Origin of the sequence: Pontiella sp. (genome assembly GCF_041622395.1) — a bacterium.
Taxonomy (GTDB): Bacteria; Verrucomicrobiota; Kiritimatiellia; order Kiritimatiellales; family Pontiellaceae; genus Pontiella.
Genome location: NZ_JBFJYW010000034.1, coordinates 1 through 17,945 on the forward strand (window position 1 = coordinate 1; position 17,945 = coordinate 17,945).

Annotated in this window: 19 protein-coding genes and 1 riboswitch; of the genes, 8 read left to right on the forward strand and 11 right to left on the reverse strand. The window is 60.8% G+C overall.

The features are described from left to right. From ABYO54_RS03400 to ABYO54_RS03410, 3 genes are all read right to left on the reverse strand, one after another. Window positions 1-1,105: hypothetical protein (locus tag ABYO54_RS03400; protein ID WP_372806833.1), on the reverse strand; the 1,105-nt coding region annotated here is incomplete at its 3' end. Then, window positions 1,105-3,111, reverse strand: a complete 2,007-nt coding sequence (locus tag ABYO54_RS03405; protein WP_372806834.1) for a TonB-dependent receptor — start codon at window positions 3,109-3,111, stop codon at window positions 1,105-1,107. The genes ABYO54_RS03405 and ABYO54_RS03400, both read right to left, overlap by 1 nt. 9 nt (window positions 3,112-3,120) lie before the next feature. Beyond that, window positions 3,121-3,924, reverse strand: a complete 804-nt coding sequence (locus ABYO54_RS03410) for a DUF4465 domain-containing protein (protein WP_372806835.1) — start codon at window positions 3,922-3,924, stop codon at window positions 3,121-3,123. A 97-nt stretch (window positions 3,925-4,021) separates the two neighbouring features. Continuing rightward, window positions 4,022-4,161: riboswitch (adenosylcobalamin (AdoCbl) riboswitch) on the reverse strand. Between the two features lie 120 nt (window positions 4,162-4,281). Between ABYO54_RS03410 and ABYO54_RS03415 the strand changes: the two genes are divergently transcribed. The 8 genes from ABYO54_RS03415 to larE are packed head-to-tail and all read left to right on the forward strand — an operon-like array spanning window position 4,282 to window position 10,253. Continuing rightward, complete coding sequence (locus tag ABYO54_RS03415) at window positions 4,282-4,905, forward strand: MotA/TolQ/ExbB proton channel family protein (protein ID WP_372806836.1); 624 nt, start codon at window positions 4,282-4,284, stop codon at window positions 4,903-4,905. Window positions 4,906-4,923: 18 nt separating this feature from the next. After that, window positions 4,924-5,736 carry a GxxExxY protein gene (locus ABYO54_RS03420; protein ID WP_372806837.1) on the forward strand — a complete coding sequence of 271 codons (813 nt, stop codon included), beginning with the start codon at window positions 4,924-4,926 and terminating at the stop codon, window positions 5,734-5,736. A 15-nt stretch (window positions 5,737-5,751) separates the two neighbouring features. Beyond that, window positions 5,752-6,159 (forward strand): ExbD/TolR family protein, encoded by a 408-nt coding sequence (locus ABYO54_RS03425; protein WP_372806838.1) that lies wholly within the window; start codon window positions 5,752-5,754, stop codon window positions 6,157-6,159. After that, window positions 6,138-6,788, forward strand: coding sequence for an energy transducer TonB (locus ABYO54_RS03430; protein WP_372806839.1), 651 nt, complete (start codon window positions 6,138-6,140; stop codon window positions 6,786-6,788). The genes ABYO54_RS03425 and ABYO54_RS03430 overlap by 22 nt, the downstream gene beginning before the upstream one ends. Next, window positions 6,785-7,699, forward strand: coding sequence for an ABC transporter substrate-binding protein (locus ABYO54_RS03435; RefSeq protein WP_372806840.1), 915 nt, complete (start codon window positions 6,785-6,787; stop codon window positions 7,697-7,699). The genes ABYO54_RS03430 and ABYO54_RS03435 overlap by 4 nt, the downstream gene beginning before the upstream one ends. Then, on the forward strand, window positions 7,696-8,484 hold the full coding sequence (locus tag ABYO54_RS03440; protein WP_372806841.1) for an ABC transporter ATP-binding protein: 789 nt from the start codon (window positions 7,696-7,698) through the stop codon (window positions 8,482-8,484). The genes ABYO54_RS03435 and ABYO54_RS03440 overlap by 4 nt, the downstream gene beginning before the upstream one ends. Next, the gene (locus tag ABYO54_RS03445; protein ID WP_372806842.1) at window positions 8,481-9,458 is read left to right on the forward strand and encodes a FecCD family ABC transporter permease; all 978 of its coding nucleotides are present in this window, start codon (window positions 8,481-8,483) and stop codon (window positions 9,456-9,458) included. The genes ABYO54_RS03440 and ABYO54_RS03445 overlap by 4 nt, the downstream gene beginning before the upstream one ends. 3 nt (window positions 9,459-9,461) lie before the next feature. Continuing rightward, complete coding sequence (larE, locus tag ABYO54_RS03450) at window positions 9,462-10,253, forward strand: ATP-dependent sacrificial sulfur transferase LarE (protein ID WP_372806843.1); 792 nt, start codon at window positions 9,462-9,464, stop codon at window positions 10,251-10,253. A gap of 16 nt (window positions 10,254-10,269) precedes the next feature. On the opposite strand, the gene rlmN is transcribed toward larE, so the two are convergent. The 8 genes from rlmN to ABYO54_RS03490 all read right to left on the reverse strand — a co-directional run. Next, complete coding sequence (gene rlmN, locus ABYO54_RS03455; RefSeq protein WP_372806844.1) at window positions 10,270-11,304, reverse strand: 23S rRNA (adenine(2503)-C(2))-methyltransferase RlmN; 1,035 nt, start codon at window positions 11,302-11,304, stop codon at window positions 10,270-10,272. A gap of 105 nt (window positions 11,305-11,409) precedes the next feature. Then, the gene (locus ABYO54_RS03460) at window positions 11,410-12,255 is read right to left on the reverse strand and encodes a PTS sugar transporter subunit IIA (protein ID WP_372806845.1); all 846 of its coding nucleotides are present in this window, start codon (window positions 12,253-12,255) and stop codon (window positions 11,410-11,412) included. Window positions 12,256-12,435: 180 nt separating this feature from the next. After that, entirely contained in the window at window positions 12,436-13,860 is a 1,425-nt protein-coding gene (gene gltA / locus ABYO54_RS03465) for an NADPH-dependent glutamate synthase (RefSeq protein ID WP_372806846.1), read from the reverse strand. Beyond that, entirely contained in the window at window positions 13,857-14,693 is an 837-nt protein-coding gene (locus ABYO54_RS03470) for a sulfide/dihydroorotate dehydrogenase-like FAD/NAD-binding protein (protein WP_372806847.1), read from the reverse strand. Before ABYO54_RS03470 ends, gltA begins: the two co-directional genes overlap by 4 nt. Before the next feature lie 15 nt (window positions 14,694-14,708). Next, the gene (locus tag ABYO54_RS03475; RefSeq protein WP_372806848.1) at window positions 14,709-15,452 is read right to left on the reverse strand and encodes a type III pantothenate kinase; all 744 of its coding nucleotides are present in this window, start codon (window positions 15,450-15,452) and stop codon (window positions 14,709-14,711) included. Window positions 15,453-15,522: 70 nt separating this feature from the next. Next, a complete protein-coding gene (gene nadC, locus ABYO54_RS03480) occupies window positions 15,523-16,392 on the reverse strand; it encodes a carboxylating nicotinate-nucleotide diphosphorylase (RefSeq protein WP_372806849.1) in 870 nt (289 codons plus the stop codon). Window positions 16,393-16,402: 10 nt separating this feature from the next. After that, window positions 16,403-17,455: an AI-2E family transporter gene (locus tag ABYO54_RS03485; RefSeq protein WP_372806850.1), complete on the reverse strand. Its 1,053-nt coding sequence runs from the start codon at window positions 17,453-17,455 to the stop codon at window positions 16,403-16,405. Between the two features lie 79 nt (window positions 17,456-17,534). After that, a partial coding sequence (locus ABYO54_RS03490) for a phospholipase D-like domain-containing protein (RefSeq protein WP_372806851.1) occupies window positions 17,535-17,945 on the reverse strand: 411 nt, incomplete at its 5' end.

Sequence of the window (17,945 nt, forward strand, 5' to 3'; positions counted from 1 at the left end):
CATTGACCTGCACGGTTCCGCCGCCTACGAGCTGGTTGGCCAAGGGTTCGATGAAGATATGCTGGATCTCTTCGGCCACGACGAACGAGCGCAGGACGGAAGCGGCCGCCGCATAGGTTACGTCGCCCGCCTGCGCGGCGACCACCTCGACGGTTCCGGTGCCGGTGAAATAGACGCGATTGCCGGCGTTGGTCGCCGGGCCGGACTGCACCGAATAGGCAACGGGCAGGCCGCTGTCCGCCGATGCATCGAGCGCAACGGAACCGAAGGCGAGCTTTTGATGGGGGATCGTTTCGAAGGAGATGGTTTGCTCCACGCCGTCGACTTCGACTTGATTAATTACGCCGACGGCGTCGAGATCGAGGCCCGCGCTCCCTTCGGTAGGGTACGGATCGTATATGCCGAAGCCCGAAGCATCGTTCTGCGAACCGTTGCCGACGATATCGATGATCCTCACGTGGGTGATGCCGTTAAGATCGAGGTACGGGAAATTGGCCGTAAGCGCCGCCGCATACTCGCGGGAAAAGAACCACGGGTTCTCGTCGTAGTAGCGGTCGTAGGCTTCCTGCAGCTCGGCGAGGTCGAACGGGGTGCCGTAGCCGTGGCGGTATTTGGAGGCCAACCCATGAATATCGGACGCATAATGCCCGCCAAACGGCGAGACCGGCGTATCGGCGGCATAGAAGTTCGGGAACCGGCAAAAGTGCTCGCCGTCGGACGAGACCTCGACCCAGGCCAACTCCAAAAAGACATCGTTCATCGCATTTTCGAACACCGCGAAATCGTAGCCCTCCCCGTCGGAAATCGGGCGGGAAAAGGTGAGCGTGATTTCGCCGCCGCTGCCGAGGCAAACGATACCGGTATCCGTGACACCTTCGGCCGGGCCCAACGCCTTCGCCGGCGTTTTCCATTTGGCAGCAACATTGGTTCCAAAGGAGATATCGGCATAGTCGTCCGCCCATCCCACGAAGCGGACGTCGTCCATGTGAATGGCAGTTGAATCGCCTTCCCCGACGGCCCCGGCCCACGGCCATGTTTCGGGGGTTTCGAGCGCCGATGCGGACACTGCGGCAAACAACCAGACGAATCGAAGAAGCGTTCCCATCAGAACTCCACCTTGACGCCACCGAAGAACGCGCGGCCAGAACCGGGATAGTAGCCCCCGCCATAGGCACTGTCGATGTAGTCCTTATCCAGCAGATTTTCCACTTTGGCATAGGCCGTCACCCGGTCGCCGACCGAGAAATCCGCCTGCAGGGCGACCCGTCCGTAGGCGGGGAGTTCCCGGTCGTCGTTGGCATAATCGCCGCCCTGGAAGCGGGACGCAACCCAAGCATAGGCCGCGGTCACCCGCACCCAAGCCAGCGGTTCCACCCAAAGAGCCAGGCGGGTATTCGCATCCGGCACCAACGGCACCCACTGCCCATCGTTTGCGCCGCCATCGAAGGTGGCGCGAACGAACGACGCCAGGGCCGACGCCCCGTAATGCTTCTTGGCATACGCCAGTTCGAGGTCGGCTCCCACGCGCCGGGTGGAACCGATATTGGTGTTTTGCTCCTCCACGGAATCGTATGCGATCTCATCGTCCATCATCAGAAAAAACAGCGTGGCGGACGAGCGCCAGGCGTTTGACTGCCACTTGCCGCCGACCTCGAAGTTATGCCCGGTCTCCGCCTCCAGCTTTTCGTTGAAGGGATCGGCCAGCGCATAGCCCTGATAGGAAATCACTTCGTCCAGCGCCGGATAGCGGTAGACCATGTCGTATCCGCCCCACAGGCTGATGGACTCCACGGGGCGCCAGACCACGGAAAACGCTCCCACCCATCCTTGCTTTTCCACATTTTCATCGAACGAAGATCCCGCCACGGGATCCGTCGTGTAATCGGGATTTTCAACGACGATCCCCCAGCGGTTGGTAATGAATTGTTGCAGGTTTTGCTTATCGTACTCGACGTTTTCGCCGTGGGTGCGCGCATAGCTATAACGCGCACCGCCGCTGAGCGTCACCGTCGCCGAAACGGGCAACTGCGCCCAGACGAAGGGTTCCGCCGTAATGCGGTTCAATTGCGCGCGGTTGAAGCTCGTGTCGCGATCGCCCTCGAAATCGAGCGTATCGCAGAACAGATCCAGCCCGGTGCCGACATAGCGGTCGTCGTCGCCGAAGTTGAGCTTCGGAGAAACGGAATAGCCGAACTGCTCGTTTTGGCCCAGCGTCCCGCTCAGCTCCCAATCGATATCGCGCCAGCTCACGCCGCCATTGAGCTGAACGCTGCCCCATTCGCGCTCGCCCTCCCAAAGGAGCGTTGCCAGGGCGCTGTCGGTTTCGGAAAACTGGTCGCCCTCGTTGGACGACTGAGTGGGATCTTCCAGATAATCCGCATAGGTCAAGGGGCCGGGATATTGGCTGTAGCTCTGGCCAACGGATGCGCGCAGCACGATCGAATCGGATTCGCCGACATCCGCGCCAACGCTCGCGTTTGCGTTTTTGTTCCAGGAAAGGGAATTTTCGCGATAGCCCTCGTCGCGCTGAAAGGCCGCGCCCGCGTCGCCGAAGAAGAGGCCTGCGCCACCGGAAACGCGGGCGCCGAAGGCCGAAGAACCGAAGCTGCCGGTCGCGGCATAGGCCTCCGCGGCGGGCGCGCCGCCCTTGCGCGTCGTGATCTTGACGACCCCCGCGACGGCGTGGTTGCCGTAGAGCACGCTCTGGCCGCCGCGCAGCACCTCGATCGATTCGATGTCGCTCAACGGAAGCTGCTGCCAATCGAAGACGCCCATATCGGGACGGTTCATTTTTTGGCCATCCACGACGACCAGCACGCGCAATCCGCTGTTTTCGCCGAAGCCGCGCATGGCGAGCTCCCCGGCGTCACCCTTGCCGTTGGGCGAACGAAAGAGAACGTTCGCCTCTTGGGCCAGCAGGTCGGGAATGCTCTGCGCCTTCGATTGCTCGATGCATTCCCGGTCGATGACCGAGACGTCCGATGCCACATCGAGCACATCGGTCGAAAGCGCATCCAGCCGCGAGGCCGAGACCACGATGGCGGAGTTGGTTCCCGCAAACACGGGAACCGCGGCGACCAGGGCGAGGGCAATATGCGGCCGGAACGGCATGGTTTCGGCCTAGCGGAGGAGGTAGTTGCGCTTCTTGCGGAACCAGACCATGCCGCCCAGTCCGAGCACCATCAACGAGAGGGTTCCGGGTTCCGGAACCACATCGATCTGGTCGATCGCGAAGTAGGCCGGCGTGTTCATGCCCCACGCCCCGGTATCGGACGAGGAGAGCGAAAAGGTCAACGAGCCGACATCGGAACCGAGCGAGGTCAGATCGACCAATTCCCAGTCGTTGACCAAGTAGTCATTCTTATCGTCGCCTTCGGTGTAACCGGCGAAATCGGCGAGCATCCACTCGACCGAACCCACGCTATCCCCCGCCGTGTTTTTGCCCTCGATCGTCAGCTTGAACCAATCGTTGGTGGAGAACGCCTGGGTGAATCCACTGGAGGCGTTGATCATCTCCAGCGCGGCATAGGCGGTGTTATTGACGCGCAGGCTGTTGACGGTCGAGGCGGCCCCCAGCGTAAGCATAGGAGCAACGCCGTTGAACGAATCGACGTAGCCGACGGCGTAGACGCCGCCGTCGGAATAGTCCATGCCGTCGCCGTAGACCGCATATTCGTTCAGGTAGCTTCCGTCGGCGGGGTTGTTGACCTCGGAATAGGTGAATCCGCCCCAGGAGGATCCCCAGGCATTGGTGAACACGCCCATGCGGAAAGATGCACCGCCCGTGCTCCAATCATGGGTACCTTGGGTGGTCGGGCGGTAGTAGCCATCCGCCCCGGTATCCAGCGTGTTGAAATCGATTACGGCGGCATGCGCCACTCCGGCCAGGGCCGCGAGCGCGACCGACATCGTTGTTTTTTTCATTCGTCATATCCTTCCGCCCGTAGATCGCAGGCGTTCTTGGTTTAGGTTGGGGACCCTGCGCAGGCATAAAAAAACGCCCAAAGCCCCCGGACGATTGATCCGCTGAGCCTCCTTTAGTGCGAAAGAGTCCAACATCTTGAAGGCTTGAAAGTTCTGGCTGAGGGAACGACTCCCATCACAGTTGCGCTACAGCGCCGGGTTTGCACCGGACTTCCGCCAAGTTCTTCACGAAGGGGCGGAACTTAGGCGGTGCGGACCCACATGTCAACCACGCGTGCCGCGGTTTGGGGAAGGCGCTTCCCAACGCAGGGAAAAAAACCTATGGTGGCGCCCGAACAACCCAAACAGGTCTTTTTTATGTACGGATTAATGATGAAGGGCGGCGTGATCATGTGGCCGCTGCTGGCCTGCTCGATCGTGGCGCTGGCGATTCTCTTCGAACGGCTCGTCTTCTGGCTGCAGATCTTGAGGAACAAGAACCAGCCCTTGGTCAACCGCATCTTCTCGCTCACCGAGGAGGGCGATTTCGCGACGGCCATCCAAGAGGCCGAAGGAACCCGGTGCCTCGTCTGCCGCATTCTGGCCAGCGGACTCGCGCACCGCAACTATGGCCTGGCCCAATCCCTCGAGGCCGCGGCCATGTTCGAGATCGAAAAGATGAAGCGCTACCTCTCCGTACTCGACACCATCATCACCGCCGCGCCGCTGCTCGGCATTCTCGGCACGGTTTCGGGCATCATTCTTTCGTTCGACCTGCTCGGCGACGCGGGCATCGAGGATCCCAAGGCGGTCACGGGCGGCATCGCGCAGGCGCTCATCACCACGGCAACGGGGCTCTCGATTGCCATCGTCACCCTGCTGCCCTACAACGCGCTGACGCGCAAGGTCGAAAAAGTCACCCGCCACCTCGAACAACTCGTCACCTGCTACGAAGTCACCGTCCAGAAGGGCCAGGAAGCCCGGCAAGCTTCGACAAAATAATTACGGACAAAATCATTCATGCCGATTGAATTAGAATCCCCCATCAACCGAATTACCGAAAAGGAATTCCATGAACTTGATTTCAGAATCATGCGAATCGCCTTCGACATTCACAATGATCTGGGAAGGTTTTATGACGAAAAAATATATCAGGCCGAACTGGAACGCAGGTGCAGCAAAGCCGGTATTGAGACGACGCGGGAATTCCAGATTAAGCTTATTCATAAAGACTACACGAAGCCGTTGTTCATCGACCTGCTCCTAAACAAAGGTACCGTGTACGAATTAAAAACCATGAAATCGATTGTTGATCCGAATCGGATCCAAACGCTCAATTATCTTTATGCCACCGATACTCAACACGGAAAACTCATGAACTTCCGCCCCAAATCGGTCGAGCACGAATTTGTTTCCACCCAGTTGAACCATAGCAAACGTCGCAATATTGAAGTTCATGATCCAGCATGGGCAAAAACCTGTTATACCGAAAAACTCAGGCACCTTGTCATCGACCTGCTCTATGACTGGGGAGCATTCTTCGACACCGACATCTATCTTGACGCCCTTTGCCATTTTCTCGGAGGCAAGGAAAAGGTCCTTCGCAAAATCTCAATTAAATCCGGCGACGTAACGCTAGGAACGCAAACAATCCCCCTCCTAACCGAAGACCACGCATTCTGCCTCACATCGGTAAGCAAAGACATCCCCGCCTATAAAAAGCACCTTGCGAGGTTCTTAAATCATGCCCAACTGGAAGCCCTGCACTGGGTCAACCTTAACCGTTCCAGCATCGGTTTCACGTCCTTGAGCAACGAATCATTTTGTCCATAATCATTTTGTCGAACGATGAAGTTAAATTCCGGATATGAAGCGAAGAAGGCGCGGGTGGAGATGTTGCCGCTGATCGATGTGGTGTTTCTGCTGCTGGTCTTCTTTATCTACGCCATGGTTTCGATGGTGGTGCATCGCGGCCTGAAGGTCGACCTGCCGCGCGCGAACACGGCCGCCTTGGAAAAAAACGACTATATCTCCATCACCATCGACGCCGAAAACCGGCTGTTCCTCAACGGCGAAGCGAGCGAAGCCGAAGGCCTGGCGGAAAAGGTGCGCCAACTTCGCGGCGAGCCAAAGAAGCCGGTCTTTATCGAGGGCGATACCCAGGCGGACCTTGGGCTCGCCATTGAACTGCTCGACGACCTGAAGAACGCCGGAATCGAGGAGGTTGCCTTTTCATGCAAAGCGGAAAACCCCTAGTCGATCTGCCGTTGGTTGCCGGCGTACTGCTTTCGGTTTCGGTCCACGGGCTCGCGCTGTATGCCAAGGGCCTCTACACGCCGCCGCAACCGCAACTCGAAACGGGGCGGACCGTCGTCCATCTGACGCTTGCCCCGTCGATGGCGAAGCCGGCGCCCCCGCCGGAACCCGCCCCCCGACCGCCCCGGGAAGCCGCCCCCGTTGAAACCGTTGCCGAGCCGGAACCGGTTCCTGAGCCCACGCCCCAACCGAAGCCCGAACCCGTCGTCGAACCCCACCCCGACCCCGTCGCAGAACCCGCGCAGCAGGAATCGGCAGAACAGATCGCCACCCTGCAGGAAGACAAAGGCGTAATCACCGACGCGCGGCCCATGTCCGGCATCCGCGCCACCTATCCGCGCACCTCGCAACGGCGCGGCGAGGAAGGCACGGTCATCCTCGCCATCGAAGTGCTGGCCGGCGGACAGGCGGGCTCCGTTGAGGTGCTTGAATCCAGCGGGCACAAACGCCTCGACGACGCCGCGGTCAAAGCCGCAAAAAAAGCAACCTACACCCCGGCCAAGCAGTTCGGGCGCAACATCGATTCGAGGTTGATCCAACCCCTCACGTTCGAACTGGAAGACAAATGATGAAGGTCCTCTCCTATATCGCCGCGCTTTTCTTGCTGGCAGGCTGCGGCAAGCCCGCCCCCTCAACGGGCGCCCGATTGCCGGAACGCATCATCACGCTTGCGCCGAACATTACCGAAACCGCCTACGCGCTTGGGCTCGGCGGCAAGCTGGTGGGCGCAACCACCTTCTGCAACTATCCGGGCGAGGCGCAACGGCTTCCTCGCGTCGGAGGATTCGGCCAGTTCAATTTCGAAGCGATCGTCGCGCTGGATCCCGATCTGGTTATCCTGCATGAAGAATGCAAGGCGGAGCAGGATCGCCTTGCCAGCCTCGGCATCCCCTATCTGGAAACCGGCAGCCATACGATCGCCGACATTCTCGCAACCGTGCGCGCGATCGGGAAAGCCTGCGGCGCCGAATCCGAGGCGGAGCAACTCGCCCAACGGCTGAACAGGCGGATCGCGGAACTCAAGCACCCTGCGGCACCCCGCCCCCGCGTCCTGATCGCCTTCGGCGGCAGCGCCGGCAACGGCGGGCAGGTCCACGCCTTCGGCCGCAACTGCCTCCACAACGAACTGCTGGAAATCGCCGGAGGAACGAACATCGTCGAAGGCGACCGCCCCTACGCCCTCCTGTCGAAGGAAGCCATCCTTCGACTCAACCCCGACATCGTCATGGTCCTGGCCCCCGAGCTCGAGGACGCTCAAGCCGAACAGGACAAGTGGCAATCGTTCTCCGCCATCCATGCCGTCAAAAACCAACGGGTGCATATCCTGACCGACGACTACACCTGCATCCCCGGCCCCCGCTTCATCCAAATTCTCGAAGACTTCTCGGAGATTATTCGGCAGAATAATTCGAATATGAAACAGCCCCCTCAAGCACGTATCATTTTGTCCAAAATTATTTTGTCGAACAAACACGCATGAACGGTTCCATCATCCAGGTTGAAGAGCTGTCGCTCACCCTTTCGGGAAACGAAATCCTGAAGGGGGTGTCGCTGGACATCGGCGCGGGGGAATACGTCTCGATCATCGGTCCCAACGGCGCGGGCAAGACCTCCTTGGTGAAATGCATTGCGGGCATCTATTCCGCATGGCGCGGCGCAATCCGGATCGAAGGCAAACCGTTCGGCGATTACGGCAGCAAGGAACTGGCCATGCGGCAAAGCTATGTCCCGCAAGCCGAAGGGCGAACCGCCCCATTGACGGTCGAAGAGTTCGTGGCGATGGGGCGCTACCCCCATCTCTCCGCCTTCACCAGCATGAAGGCCGGCGACTATGCGGCGATCGATCAGGCAATCGATCAAGCGGGGCTGCTTCCCTTCCGGCAGCGCAAGCTCAACACGCTGAGCGGCGGCGAGCGGCAGATGGTTTTCATTGCGGCGGCCCTCGCGCAGAACACCAAGATCATCCTGCTCGACGAACCCGCCACCTTCCTCGACTATCGCCACCAGGCCGCCGTGGCAACGCTGCTGAAAACGGCCTGCCGCGAAAACGGCATCACCGTCCTGGCCGTACACCACGACATCAACACCGCCACCGCCTGCTCCGACCGCATTGTCGCTCTCAAGGAGGGACGCATCGCATTCGAAGGAACGGCGGCGGAGACGGCAAACACCCAGGTTTTGAAAAACATCTACGGCACCGAGTTCGAGACCACGTCCTCCCCGCGCCGCGCCATCCCTTTCATCGTCGCCGGGGGTGCGCGATGAAAAAACCGTCCATCGGCATCGCGCTCCTGGCCGCACTGGCGCTGGCCGCCCTACTCGCCTGCCCCTTGCTCGGCATGAAGTTTATCCCGTACCACGCAACGGGACAGGAACTGGACATTCTGCTGGGCATCCGACTTCCGCGCGTCCTGTGCGCCTTCGCGGCCGGCAGCATGCTGGCGCTGAGCGGCATGGCCTTCCAGGCCCTCTTCCGCAATCCGCTGGCCACGCCCTTCACCCTCGGCGTATCGAGCGGCGCGGCGCTGGGAGCGGCGCTCTTCATCCGCTTCGGTTTCGCCTTCGCCATTCTCGGCATCTCCGGCGTATCGTTGGCCGCGTTCGTCGGCGCGTTGCTCTCGATTCTGCTGGTCTACGGCCTCACCAAACTCAAGGGAGGCTTCTCCACCCCGACGCTACTGCTGGCGGGCATCGCCATCAGCTTTTTCTTTTCGAGCCTGATCCTTTTCATCCAATACATCAGCGGCACCACCCACTCGTTCCGCATCGTGCACTGGATGATGGGCACGCTGGCCACCACCGACTACGGCAAACTCGCCAACCTGCTCCCCTTCTTCGTAACCGGCACGCTCCTGCTGGCCTTCCTCCACCGCGAAATGAATCTGTTCATGGTTGGCGAAGACCTCGCCGTCAGCCGCGGCGTCGACACGGGACTCGTCAAGAAACTGATCTTCCTGGCCGCATCGCTGATGGTCGGCGGCGTGGTGGCCGTCTGCGGGCCGATCGGCTTCGTCGGCATGATGTCGCCGCACATCTGCCGCCTGCTGGTCGGCGCCGACCATCGCCGCCTGTTGCCGGCCACCCTGCTTTTCGGCGGCTTGTTCCTGACGGTGTGCGACACCCTCTCCCGCATGCTGATCGCCCCCGCCGAAGTCCCCGTCGGCATTCTCACGGCGCTGCTCGGCGGCCCGTTTTTCATTTGGCTCTTGCTTAACCGCAAGAGCAACCTAGAGTTGTAACCCATGAATTCGATCGAAGAAAAAGAGCGGATGCTGCTCGATGAACTGAAGTCCTATGGAGCGATTGCCGTGGCCTATTCCGGCGGCGTCGATTCCACCTATCTCGCCGACTGCGCCCACGAAGAGCTCGGCCCAAACGCCATGATGGTCATTGCCGACTCGCCCTCCATCCCGCGCGACGAGCTGCAGCAGGCCATCGACCTGGCGACCGAACGCGGCTGGAATCTGCGCATCGTCCAAACGGACGAACACCTGCAGGAAGATTATCTGCAAAACAAGGGCGACCGCTGCTTTCACTGCAAGAACGAGCTGTTCACCAAGATGGAAACCATCCTTTCCGAATTCGGCGACATCGTGCTCGCGCACGGCGCCATCGAAGACGACAAAGGCGACATCCGTCCGGGCACGCAAGCCGCCGCCAACCATTGCGTCGTGGCCCCGTTGCAAAATGCGGGACTCTATAAAAAGGAGATCCGCATCCTCAGCCAGCGGCGCGGGCTTCCCACCGCCGGCAAAGCCTCGTTCGCCTGCCTCGGCTCGCGCTTCCCCACGGGCACGCGCATCGAACTCGAAGCAATGACGCAGGTGGAAAAGGCCGAGGCCATCCTGCGTGCGCGCGGCTATTCCCAATACCGCGTCCGGCACCATGGCGACCTCTGCCGCATCGAAATCGACCAAACCGATTTCGACAAACTGATGGACGAGCGCATCGAAATCGTCGCCGCCATCAAAAAGACGGGCTACAAATTCGTGACCCTCGACCTCGGCGGCTACTCGATGGGATCAAGCGCATAGGCGCGCCGGCAACCCGTTATTGGCGGGATCGAGCCTTCGTTTGCACCAGCTGGCCGCACGCGGCGGCGATATCGGAACCGAGGGAATACCGCAGCGTCGTGTCGAAACCGGCCGCTTTCAAGCGGGCGGCGAATTGCTCGCGCTCCGGTTGCGCGGTTCCACGCAGTTGGCTTCCCGCAAATTCATTGAACGGGATGATGTTGAGGTGCACCGGGATGCCCCGCAGGTAATCGATCAGCGCCTGCAAATCCGCCTCGCCATCGTTTATGCCGGACAGCATGAGATATTCGATCATCACCTTGCCGCTTGCCGAAGCACGCACAAGCGTCTCGCGCAATTGGTCCAGCGGATATTTGCGCGCCTGCGGCATCAGCTTTTCGCGCACCTCCTGGCGCGCGCTGTGCAGGCTGAGCGCCAGCGGCATCTTCGGGAAGGTTTCGACGAAATGCTCCATCGCATGCGGGATGCCGACCGTGGAGACGGTGATGTGCGAAGCGGACAAATCGAAAAACTGCGGCGCGCGCAGGAAGGCCACCGCCGCAAAAACAGCATCGGGGTTGAGCAACGGCTCGCCCATGCCCATGAAAACCACGTTGCGGATCGACCGCCCCTCCGGCTTGACCATGCGGTTGGCCTGGGTGACCTGATCGAGGATTTCGTCCAGGGTCAGGTTGCGGGAAAACCCCATCATCCCGGTCGCGCAAAAACCGCAGTAGCACGCGCAACCCACCTGCGAAGAGATGCAGATGGAGGTGCGCCCGGTGGCCGGCCGCAGCACCACGCTTTCGATCAAGTGGCCGTCGTTCGTTTTAAAAATCAGTTTGCTGGCGCCGTCGATCTTCGAGTCGTGGCGTTCGAGCAGTTCCAGAAAGCCGAAGCCGACGTGCTCCGCAAAATCCGGTCGGGCGCTTTCCGGCAAGGTGCCGAGCGCCTCGTCCCTGCCACCGGCTTTCTTGAACAGCGCATTGCGGAAGAGCTTCATCCGGTGCGGCTGCACCGCATTGCGGCTACGGACCGCCTCCAGCGCCTTTGTATCGTAGATCGAAACCACGGATCGCGTCTCCACGGGACGGGCCGAACAATTCAGGACGAAATTGTTCCCATGCCCCCAAGGGAGCATCAGGGCGTCCAAAACCGTTTTTCTCCGGCCGGCGCGTTACTTGAAGCTTTTCTTGGTTGCCTTGATCAGCGCCTTCCAGAGCTCGTCCTCGGTGTTGCAGGCGAGCAGCGATTCGCTGACCTCTTTTTCGCGGAAGGTTTTCGAGAGGCCCGCAATCAACTTGAGGTAGAACGCACTGGTGGCCGTCGGGATCACGACGAAGAAAAAGATGCGCGACAAGGTCCGGCCCGGGCCGCCGAACTTGACGCCCTTTTTATGGATGCCGACCGCCATGGAGAGGCCGCCGCCCTCGACTCCGCGAACGTGCGGAAACGCCAGTCCGTTGTCGACGGCGGTGCTGATGATGGCCTCGCGCTGCAGCGCCAGGTCGAGCAAATGCTCGCCATCTTTCACGAAGCCCTCGTCGGCCATGCGGGTGCACATTTCGGCCAGGACTTCCGCGCTCGTGGCGCCTTTCAGCCCAACCATCATCAGCTCCGGGGAGGTGAAGCGGGAGATTCCGGTCTTGCGGGCTTCGCCATAGGAACGGCTGACGCGATCGCGGGCAATCAACTGCTGCGGAAAATAAAGGAAGCGCGCACAGTTCGGGCAGCGGATCAGCCCATCCGCCTTATGAACGGCCTGAATCATGCTTTTGGTCAGCCCCATGCCGCATCCCGTGCATAGCTCATTGGCTACGGGCACAATCGCTTCGGGATGTTTCTGGATCAAACGGTTGAAATGCGACTTCACCTGTTGCGGCAGGTCCGCCCCGAGCGCGGCGATCGACTTGTTCAATTCGTCGAGCCGGGCGGTGGGCTGTGACACTTTCTTCTGCATGCTGGCCACAACCAACTCCTGCAGCTGGATCAGCTGATTGATGAGACTGTGCGTTGTTGTCATATAAACCTCTGTTGGTTGAATCGTAGTATATTATACTAGAGCCCGTTGGAATGGAAAGCCTGCAGGAGCACATTTTAAAACGGATTGGAGTCGCCCGGGAACAAAGTGTTCAAATATTTCCGATTAAAATTAACACCGATGGGATTTCGCGCCTGCTTCAAGGAGATCGAGATCCGGGCGCTATAACCCGGCGAGCATTTCGTTGATGGCGGCGGCGGCGCGGCGGCCCTCGCCCATGGCGAGAATGACGGTGGCGGCCCCGAGGACGATGTCGCCGCCGGCATAGACCCGGTCGATGGAGGACTTGCCGTTTTCATCGACGACGATGTTGCCCCACTTGTTGGTTTCCAGGCCGGGCGTGGTTTGACGAATAAGCGGATTGGAATCGTTGCCGATGGCAACTATGACGGTGTCGACCTCGAGCTCGAACTCGGAGCCGGGGATTTCGACGGGGCGGCGGCGCCCGGAGTCGTCGGGCTCGCCGAGCGCGTATTTCAGGCATTCGATGCCGGCCACCCAGCCGCGTTCGTCGGAAAGGATGCGCTTGGCGTTTTCGAGCAGATGGAAAACGATGCCCTCCTGCTTGGCATGGTGCACCTCCTCGACGCGAGCGGGCATTTCGGCCTCGGTACGGCGATAGATGAGGTGGACTTCGTCCGCGCCGAGCCGGACCGCGGTGCGGGCGGCATCCATCGCCACGTTGCCGCCGCCGAGGACGGCCACCTTGCGCGATTCGAAGATGGGGGTGTATGCGTTGCCCTTGTCGTAGGCGCGCATGAGGTTGGAGCGGGTGAGGTATTCGTTGGCGGAATAGACGCCGACCAGATTTTCGCCCTCGATGTTCATGAAGCGCGGCAACCCGGCCCCGGTGCCGACGAAGAGCGCATCGAACCCGTCCTTTTCGAGCAGGTCCTCGATCTTGCGCGTGCGGCCGATCACGAAGTTGGTTTCCAGCTTGCAGCCCATGGCGGTGAGGGTATCGATCTCCCGCTGCACGATTTTCTTGGGCAAGCGGAACTCGGGAATGCCGTAGATCATGACGCCGCCGGGCTTGTGGAACGCCTCGAACAAGACCACTTCGTGCCCTTCCCGGCGGATATCGGCCGCGACGGTCAACCCGGCCGGCCCCGTGCCGACGATGCCGACCTTTTTGCCGGTGGCGGGCTTGCCCTCAGGCACTTCGATCAATCCGTTTTCCCGTTCCCAGTCCGCGACATAGCGCTCGAGACGGCCGATGCCCACGGCTTGGTCGACCGACTTGAGCGCCTTGCCGACGGTGCACGGGGCCTGGCACTGGCTCTCCTGCGGGCAGACGCGGCCGCACACGGCGGGCAACAGGCTGCTTTCCTTGATGGTGGCGATGGCCTTGGCGTTGTCGCCCTCGGCAATGGCCTTGATGAAACCGGGGATGTTGATGCGGACGGGGCACCCGGCAATACAGGGCGCGTTTTTGCACTGGAGGCAACGGTCGGCCTCGAGCCGGGCTTGTTCGTCGCTATAGCCCAGCGCCACCTCTTCCATGTTCGAGCGGCGTACGGCGGCATCCTGTTCCGGCATGGCCTGCGCAGGAATGGCCATGCGCTCCTTCGGCGTCAGAGCGCTCATTGGAAACGCTCCAGCTTGCACTTGTGCTCGCCCTCTTGCTTCTTGTAGGCGGAAAGGCGGTTCATGAGGTTCTCGAAATCGACCAGATGGCCATCGAACTCGGGGCCATCGACGCAGACAAACCGGGTTTGGCCGCCGACGGTGACGCGGCAGCCGCCGCACATGCCCGTGCCATCGACCATGATGGCGTTGAGGGAAACGACGGTGGGCACATCGAACCGCTTGGTGGTGGCGCAGCAAAACTTCATCATGATCGGCGGGCCAATGCAGACGGCCAGGCCGGGCTTGGTTTCGCGGGAGCAGACCTCGGCCAAGGGTTCGGTCACGAGCGCCTTGCGCCCATAGGAACCGTCGTCGGTGCAAACGATGATCTCGTCGGCGATCGCGGTCATTTGCTGTTCGAGGATCAGCAGGTCGCGGCTGCGGGCGCCGAGGATAATGGTCACATGATTTCCGGCGGCCTTGAGCGCCTGGGCGATCGGGTGCAGCGGCGCCACGCCGATGCCGCCGCCCACGCAGACGACGGAGCCGAAGTTTTCGATATGGGTCGGCTTGCCGAGCGGCCCGACCAAGGCGGCGACCTTCTGCCCGACCTCGAGCTTCGCAAGCAGCTCGGTCGTCTTGCCGACCACCTGAAAGACAATGGTGATGGAGCCTTCGTCCGGATCGGCGTCGGCAATGGTGAGCGGAATGCGCTCGCCCAAATCGTTATCGACCTGGAGGATGATGAACTGGCCGGGCTGGCGCTCGCGGGAAATGAGCGGGGCCTCCAATCGCATCAAAAAGACCGATTCGGACAACTGCTCCTTATAAAAAACCGTACTCTCCGTCATGCCCCTTGTTCCTTGTTATGCATTCAATTCGCCGATGATGCCGATGCCGCGCAATGTTAGCTTAGAATCGATCACGGCCTCAACATCCCAATCCTTAAAAATCCAGCCGGCATATCCGCCCGTGCAGCAGACCGGCAGGTGCGCGACGCCGAAGTCGGCCCGCAGCGCGGCCAGGATTTCGCGGACCATGCCGCGGTAGCCCAACCGGGCGCCGATCTGCATGGCCTGCTCCGTATTGCGGCCGACCACCGCCTTGGTCTTGGAGGGGGCGACGTGCGGCAGCAGCGCCGTCTTTTCGGCGAGATAGTCGAACATCAGCGGAAGGCCGGGGCAGATGATGCCGCCCTTGTAGCCCCGCCGGGGATCGAGGATGTCGAAGGTGAGCGCCGTCCCGAAATCGCAGACGACCGAGGGCATGCCGAGCAGGCGGACCGCCGCCGCGGCGTTGGCCAGGCGGTCGGCGCCGATGCGCTGCGGGCGGGGATAATCGACCGGAACGCCCAGCTCCAACTCGTGCGAAACAAACAGCGGGGCCGGCAGCCCGGCGGCCTTGAACGCCTTTTTCCAGCGGGCGTTGACGGGCGGCACCACCGAGGCGACCACCACCGCATCGACGGGCCGGACGCCGAGGAGCGGCACCACTTCGTCCAACGACTTGAAACGGGACGGACAACGCCCCACCCCCGAGACTTTCCCGTTGCGGTAGTAGCCGACCGAGGTGCTCGTGTTGCCGATATCTACAACTAAATACGTGCGCATTTTCATGAACCGGAAAAGGTCCGCCGCGGTATCGGCCGGACCTCGCTCCGTCCTATCGGTCCTTTTGTTCTTACTCCACGAAGTCGAGGGCGAGGTCGATGGAGGGCGCGGAATGGGTCAAGGCGCCGACGGAGATGGCATCGACCCCGGTTTGGGCGACGTCGTAGATCGTCTTCAGGTTGATGCCGCCGGAGGCCTCGGTTTTGCAAATGCCTTTGCAGAGCGCCACGCATTCGCGCAGGACGTTCGGCGGCATATTGTCGAGCAGAACCCAGTCGGGTTTGGTTTCGAGCGCTTCCTTGAGCTGTTCGATGGTGTCGACTTCGACCTCGATCTTGAGCTTGGGATATTTTGCGCGGGCGGCGGCCACGGCCTCGCCGACGCCGATGCCATGGGTGCGTTCCCACGATGCGAGATGGTTGTCCTTGATGAGCACGGCGTCGAACAGGCCATAGCGGTGGTTGACGCCGCCGCCGCAGCGGACGGAGTATTTCTCGAACGGCCGCAACAGCGGCGTGGTCTTGCGGGTGCAAAGAATCGATACGGCGGGATTGTCCGCCGCCTTGACGTATTCGGCCGTGATGGTGGCCACGCCGCACATGCGCTGGATAAAGTTGAGCGCGGTGCGCTCGGCCGTCAGGATGCTTTTGGCGGCCCCTTTAATGATCAGCACGGTGGTCATGGCCTCGACCCGGTCGCCGGGGGCGACGCACTGCTCGATTTCAAGCTCCGGATTGACCTGGAGGAACACCTCTTTCGCGACGCAGGCGCCGGCAATCACGCAGGCTTCGCGCGCAACGAGATGGGCCGTTGCCCGGGCTTCGGCCGGCACCAGCGATTCGGTCGTGACGTCCACGCCGATATCGCCCAGGTCTTCGCGCAACGCCAGCGCGATCGATTCCTTAACTTCGGGGCGTTTGAAAATATCCGGTAGTTCCATTTCTGTTCCTTTAGACTTTAGCTTTTTCTTTCATGAATTGTTTACCCGACCCCATCAGGATGCTGATCGGCTTCAGGGCATCGATGTTTTCACACACGATTTTGATGGCGGCGGCGATCGGCACCGAGAGCAACGCCCCGGTCATTCCCCACATCCAACCGAAGAAAATCAACGAGAGCAAAATCACGACGGGGCTCAGGTTGAGGCTGTCGCCCATGATTTTCGGTTCGATCACGTTGCCCATCGTCATCTGGATGAGCAACAGCACGACGGCGGTGAGAACGGGCGTCCAGACGGAGGGATAGTATTGCACGATGGCGAGCAGAATCGGGGGGATGGACGCGAGAATGGAGCCGATGCTCGGGATAAAATTCAGGAAGAAGGCCAGCGCCCCCCACGTCAGGGCAAACTCGACCTTGAGCAGGGTCAGCGCCACCCAGACCATCACCCCGGTCGTGCCGCTGATGGCGACCTTGACCACGAGGTATTGCCCGATCTGCTTGGAGATGGAGGCAATCATTTCGGTGAACTGCGTTGCGCGGTCCGGCGGGAAGGCGGCCGCCATCTTGTATTTGAAATAGGGTTTCCCCAGCAGCATGAACACCAGGAAGATCAGCACGAGGATCAGCTTGCCCAGAAAATTGCCCATGAAAACCGCCACCGATCCGGAGAGCGCGGCCAACTTGGGCCCGAGCTGCCGGGCCCAGTTGATGTCGGCCAGGAAATCCTCCGGCACATCCAGCCCGGAGACCACATCCTGATAGATGGCATTGAGCTGGTTGACATAGCGCGGCGATTGCGCCAGCACATCGCTCACCCGTCCGCCGAGAAAAACGCCTCCCAGATAGCAAACGAACAGCACCAAGACGAGGACGGCGAACACCGCCACCCCCAACGGCACCTTCTTGTGAACGAGATAGTTCACCACCGGCCCGCAAATATAGGACAGCAACCACGCAATCATCAGCGGAATCACCACCGTGTGCGCAACCTTGAACGCGGCGGCGACGGTAAAGACCACCAGGACGCTTAACAGGCCCACCATTAAATTGGAACGTTTCATTGAAAATCCCTTAAAGAGGCCTATTGATAAACCACTACGTCTTGCATTGGAAGAGCAATTGACATGCGATGCATCGCCCCTAGAACGTGCCCATGCCCGTGTTTTCCTTCCACCAGGCGAGGCCGCGCCGCCAAAGCGAGTTGTCCTCGAAGACGGCATATTCGACGGTGTGGTTTCGGTTGTCGCCATTGCTCCACCAGCGATCGAAGAGCGCGCGCGCACGGGACATGGCGGCATGGTCGGCCGAAGCGGCGAAGGCGAGATCGGCCTCGCAGTTGAAGTTGCTCAAGTTGCGGCGGGTGAAGTTGCTGGAACCGAGCAGCAAGGTGGCCGTCTGGTCCGGATGCTCGACATAGAGCATCTTCACATGGCTCTGCTCGCCGTGCGTATCGGCCCAGCGCAGCGGAACCCCGGCCTGGACCAGCTTGCGCCCCGACTGCCGGTTGGGCACCCCGTTTTTCGTGCGGCCGAAGGCGTCCTTGCTGGGATC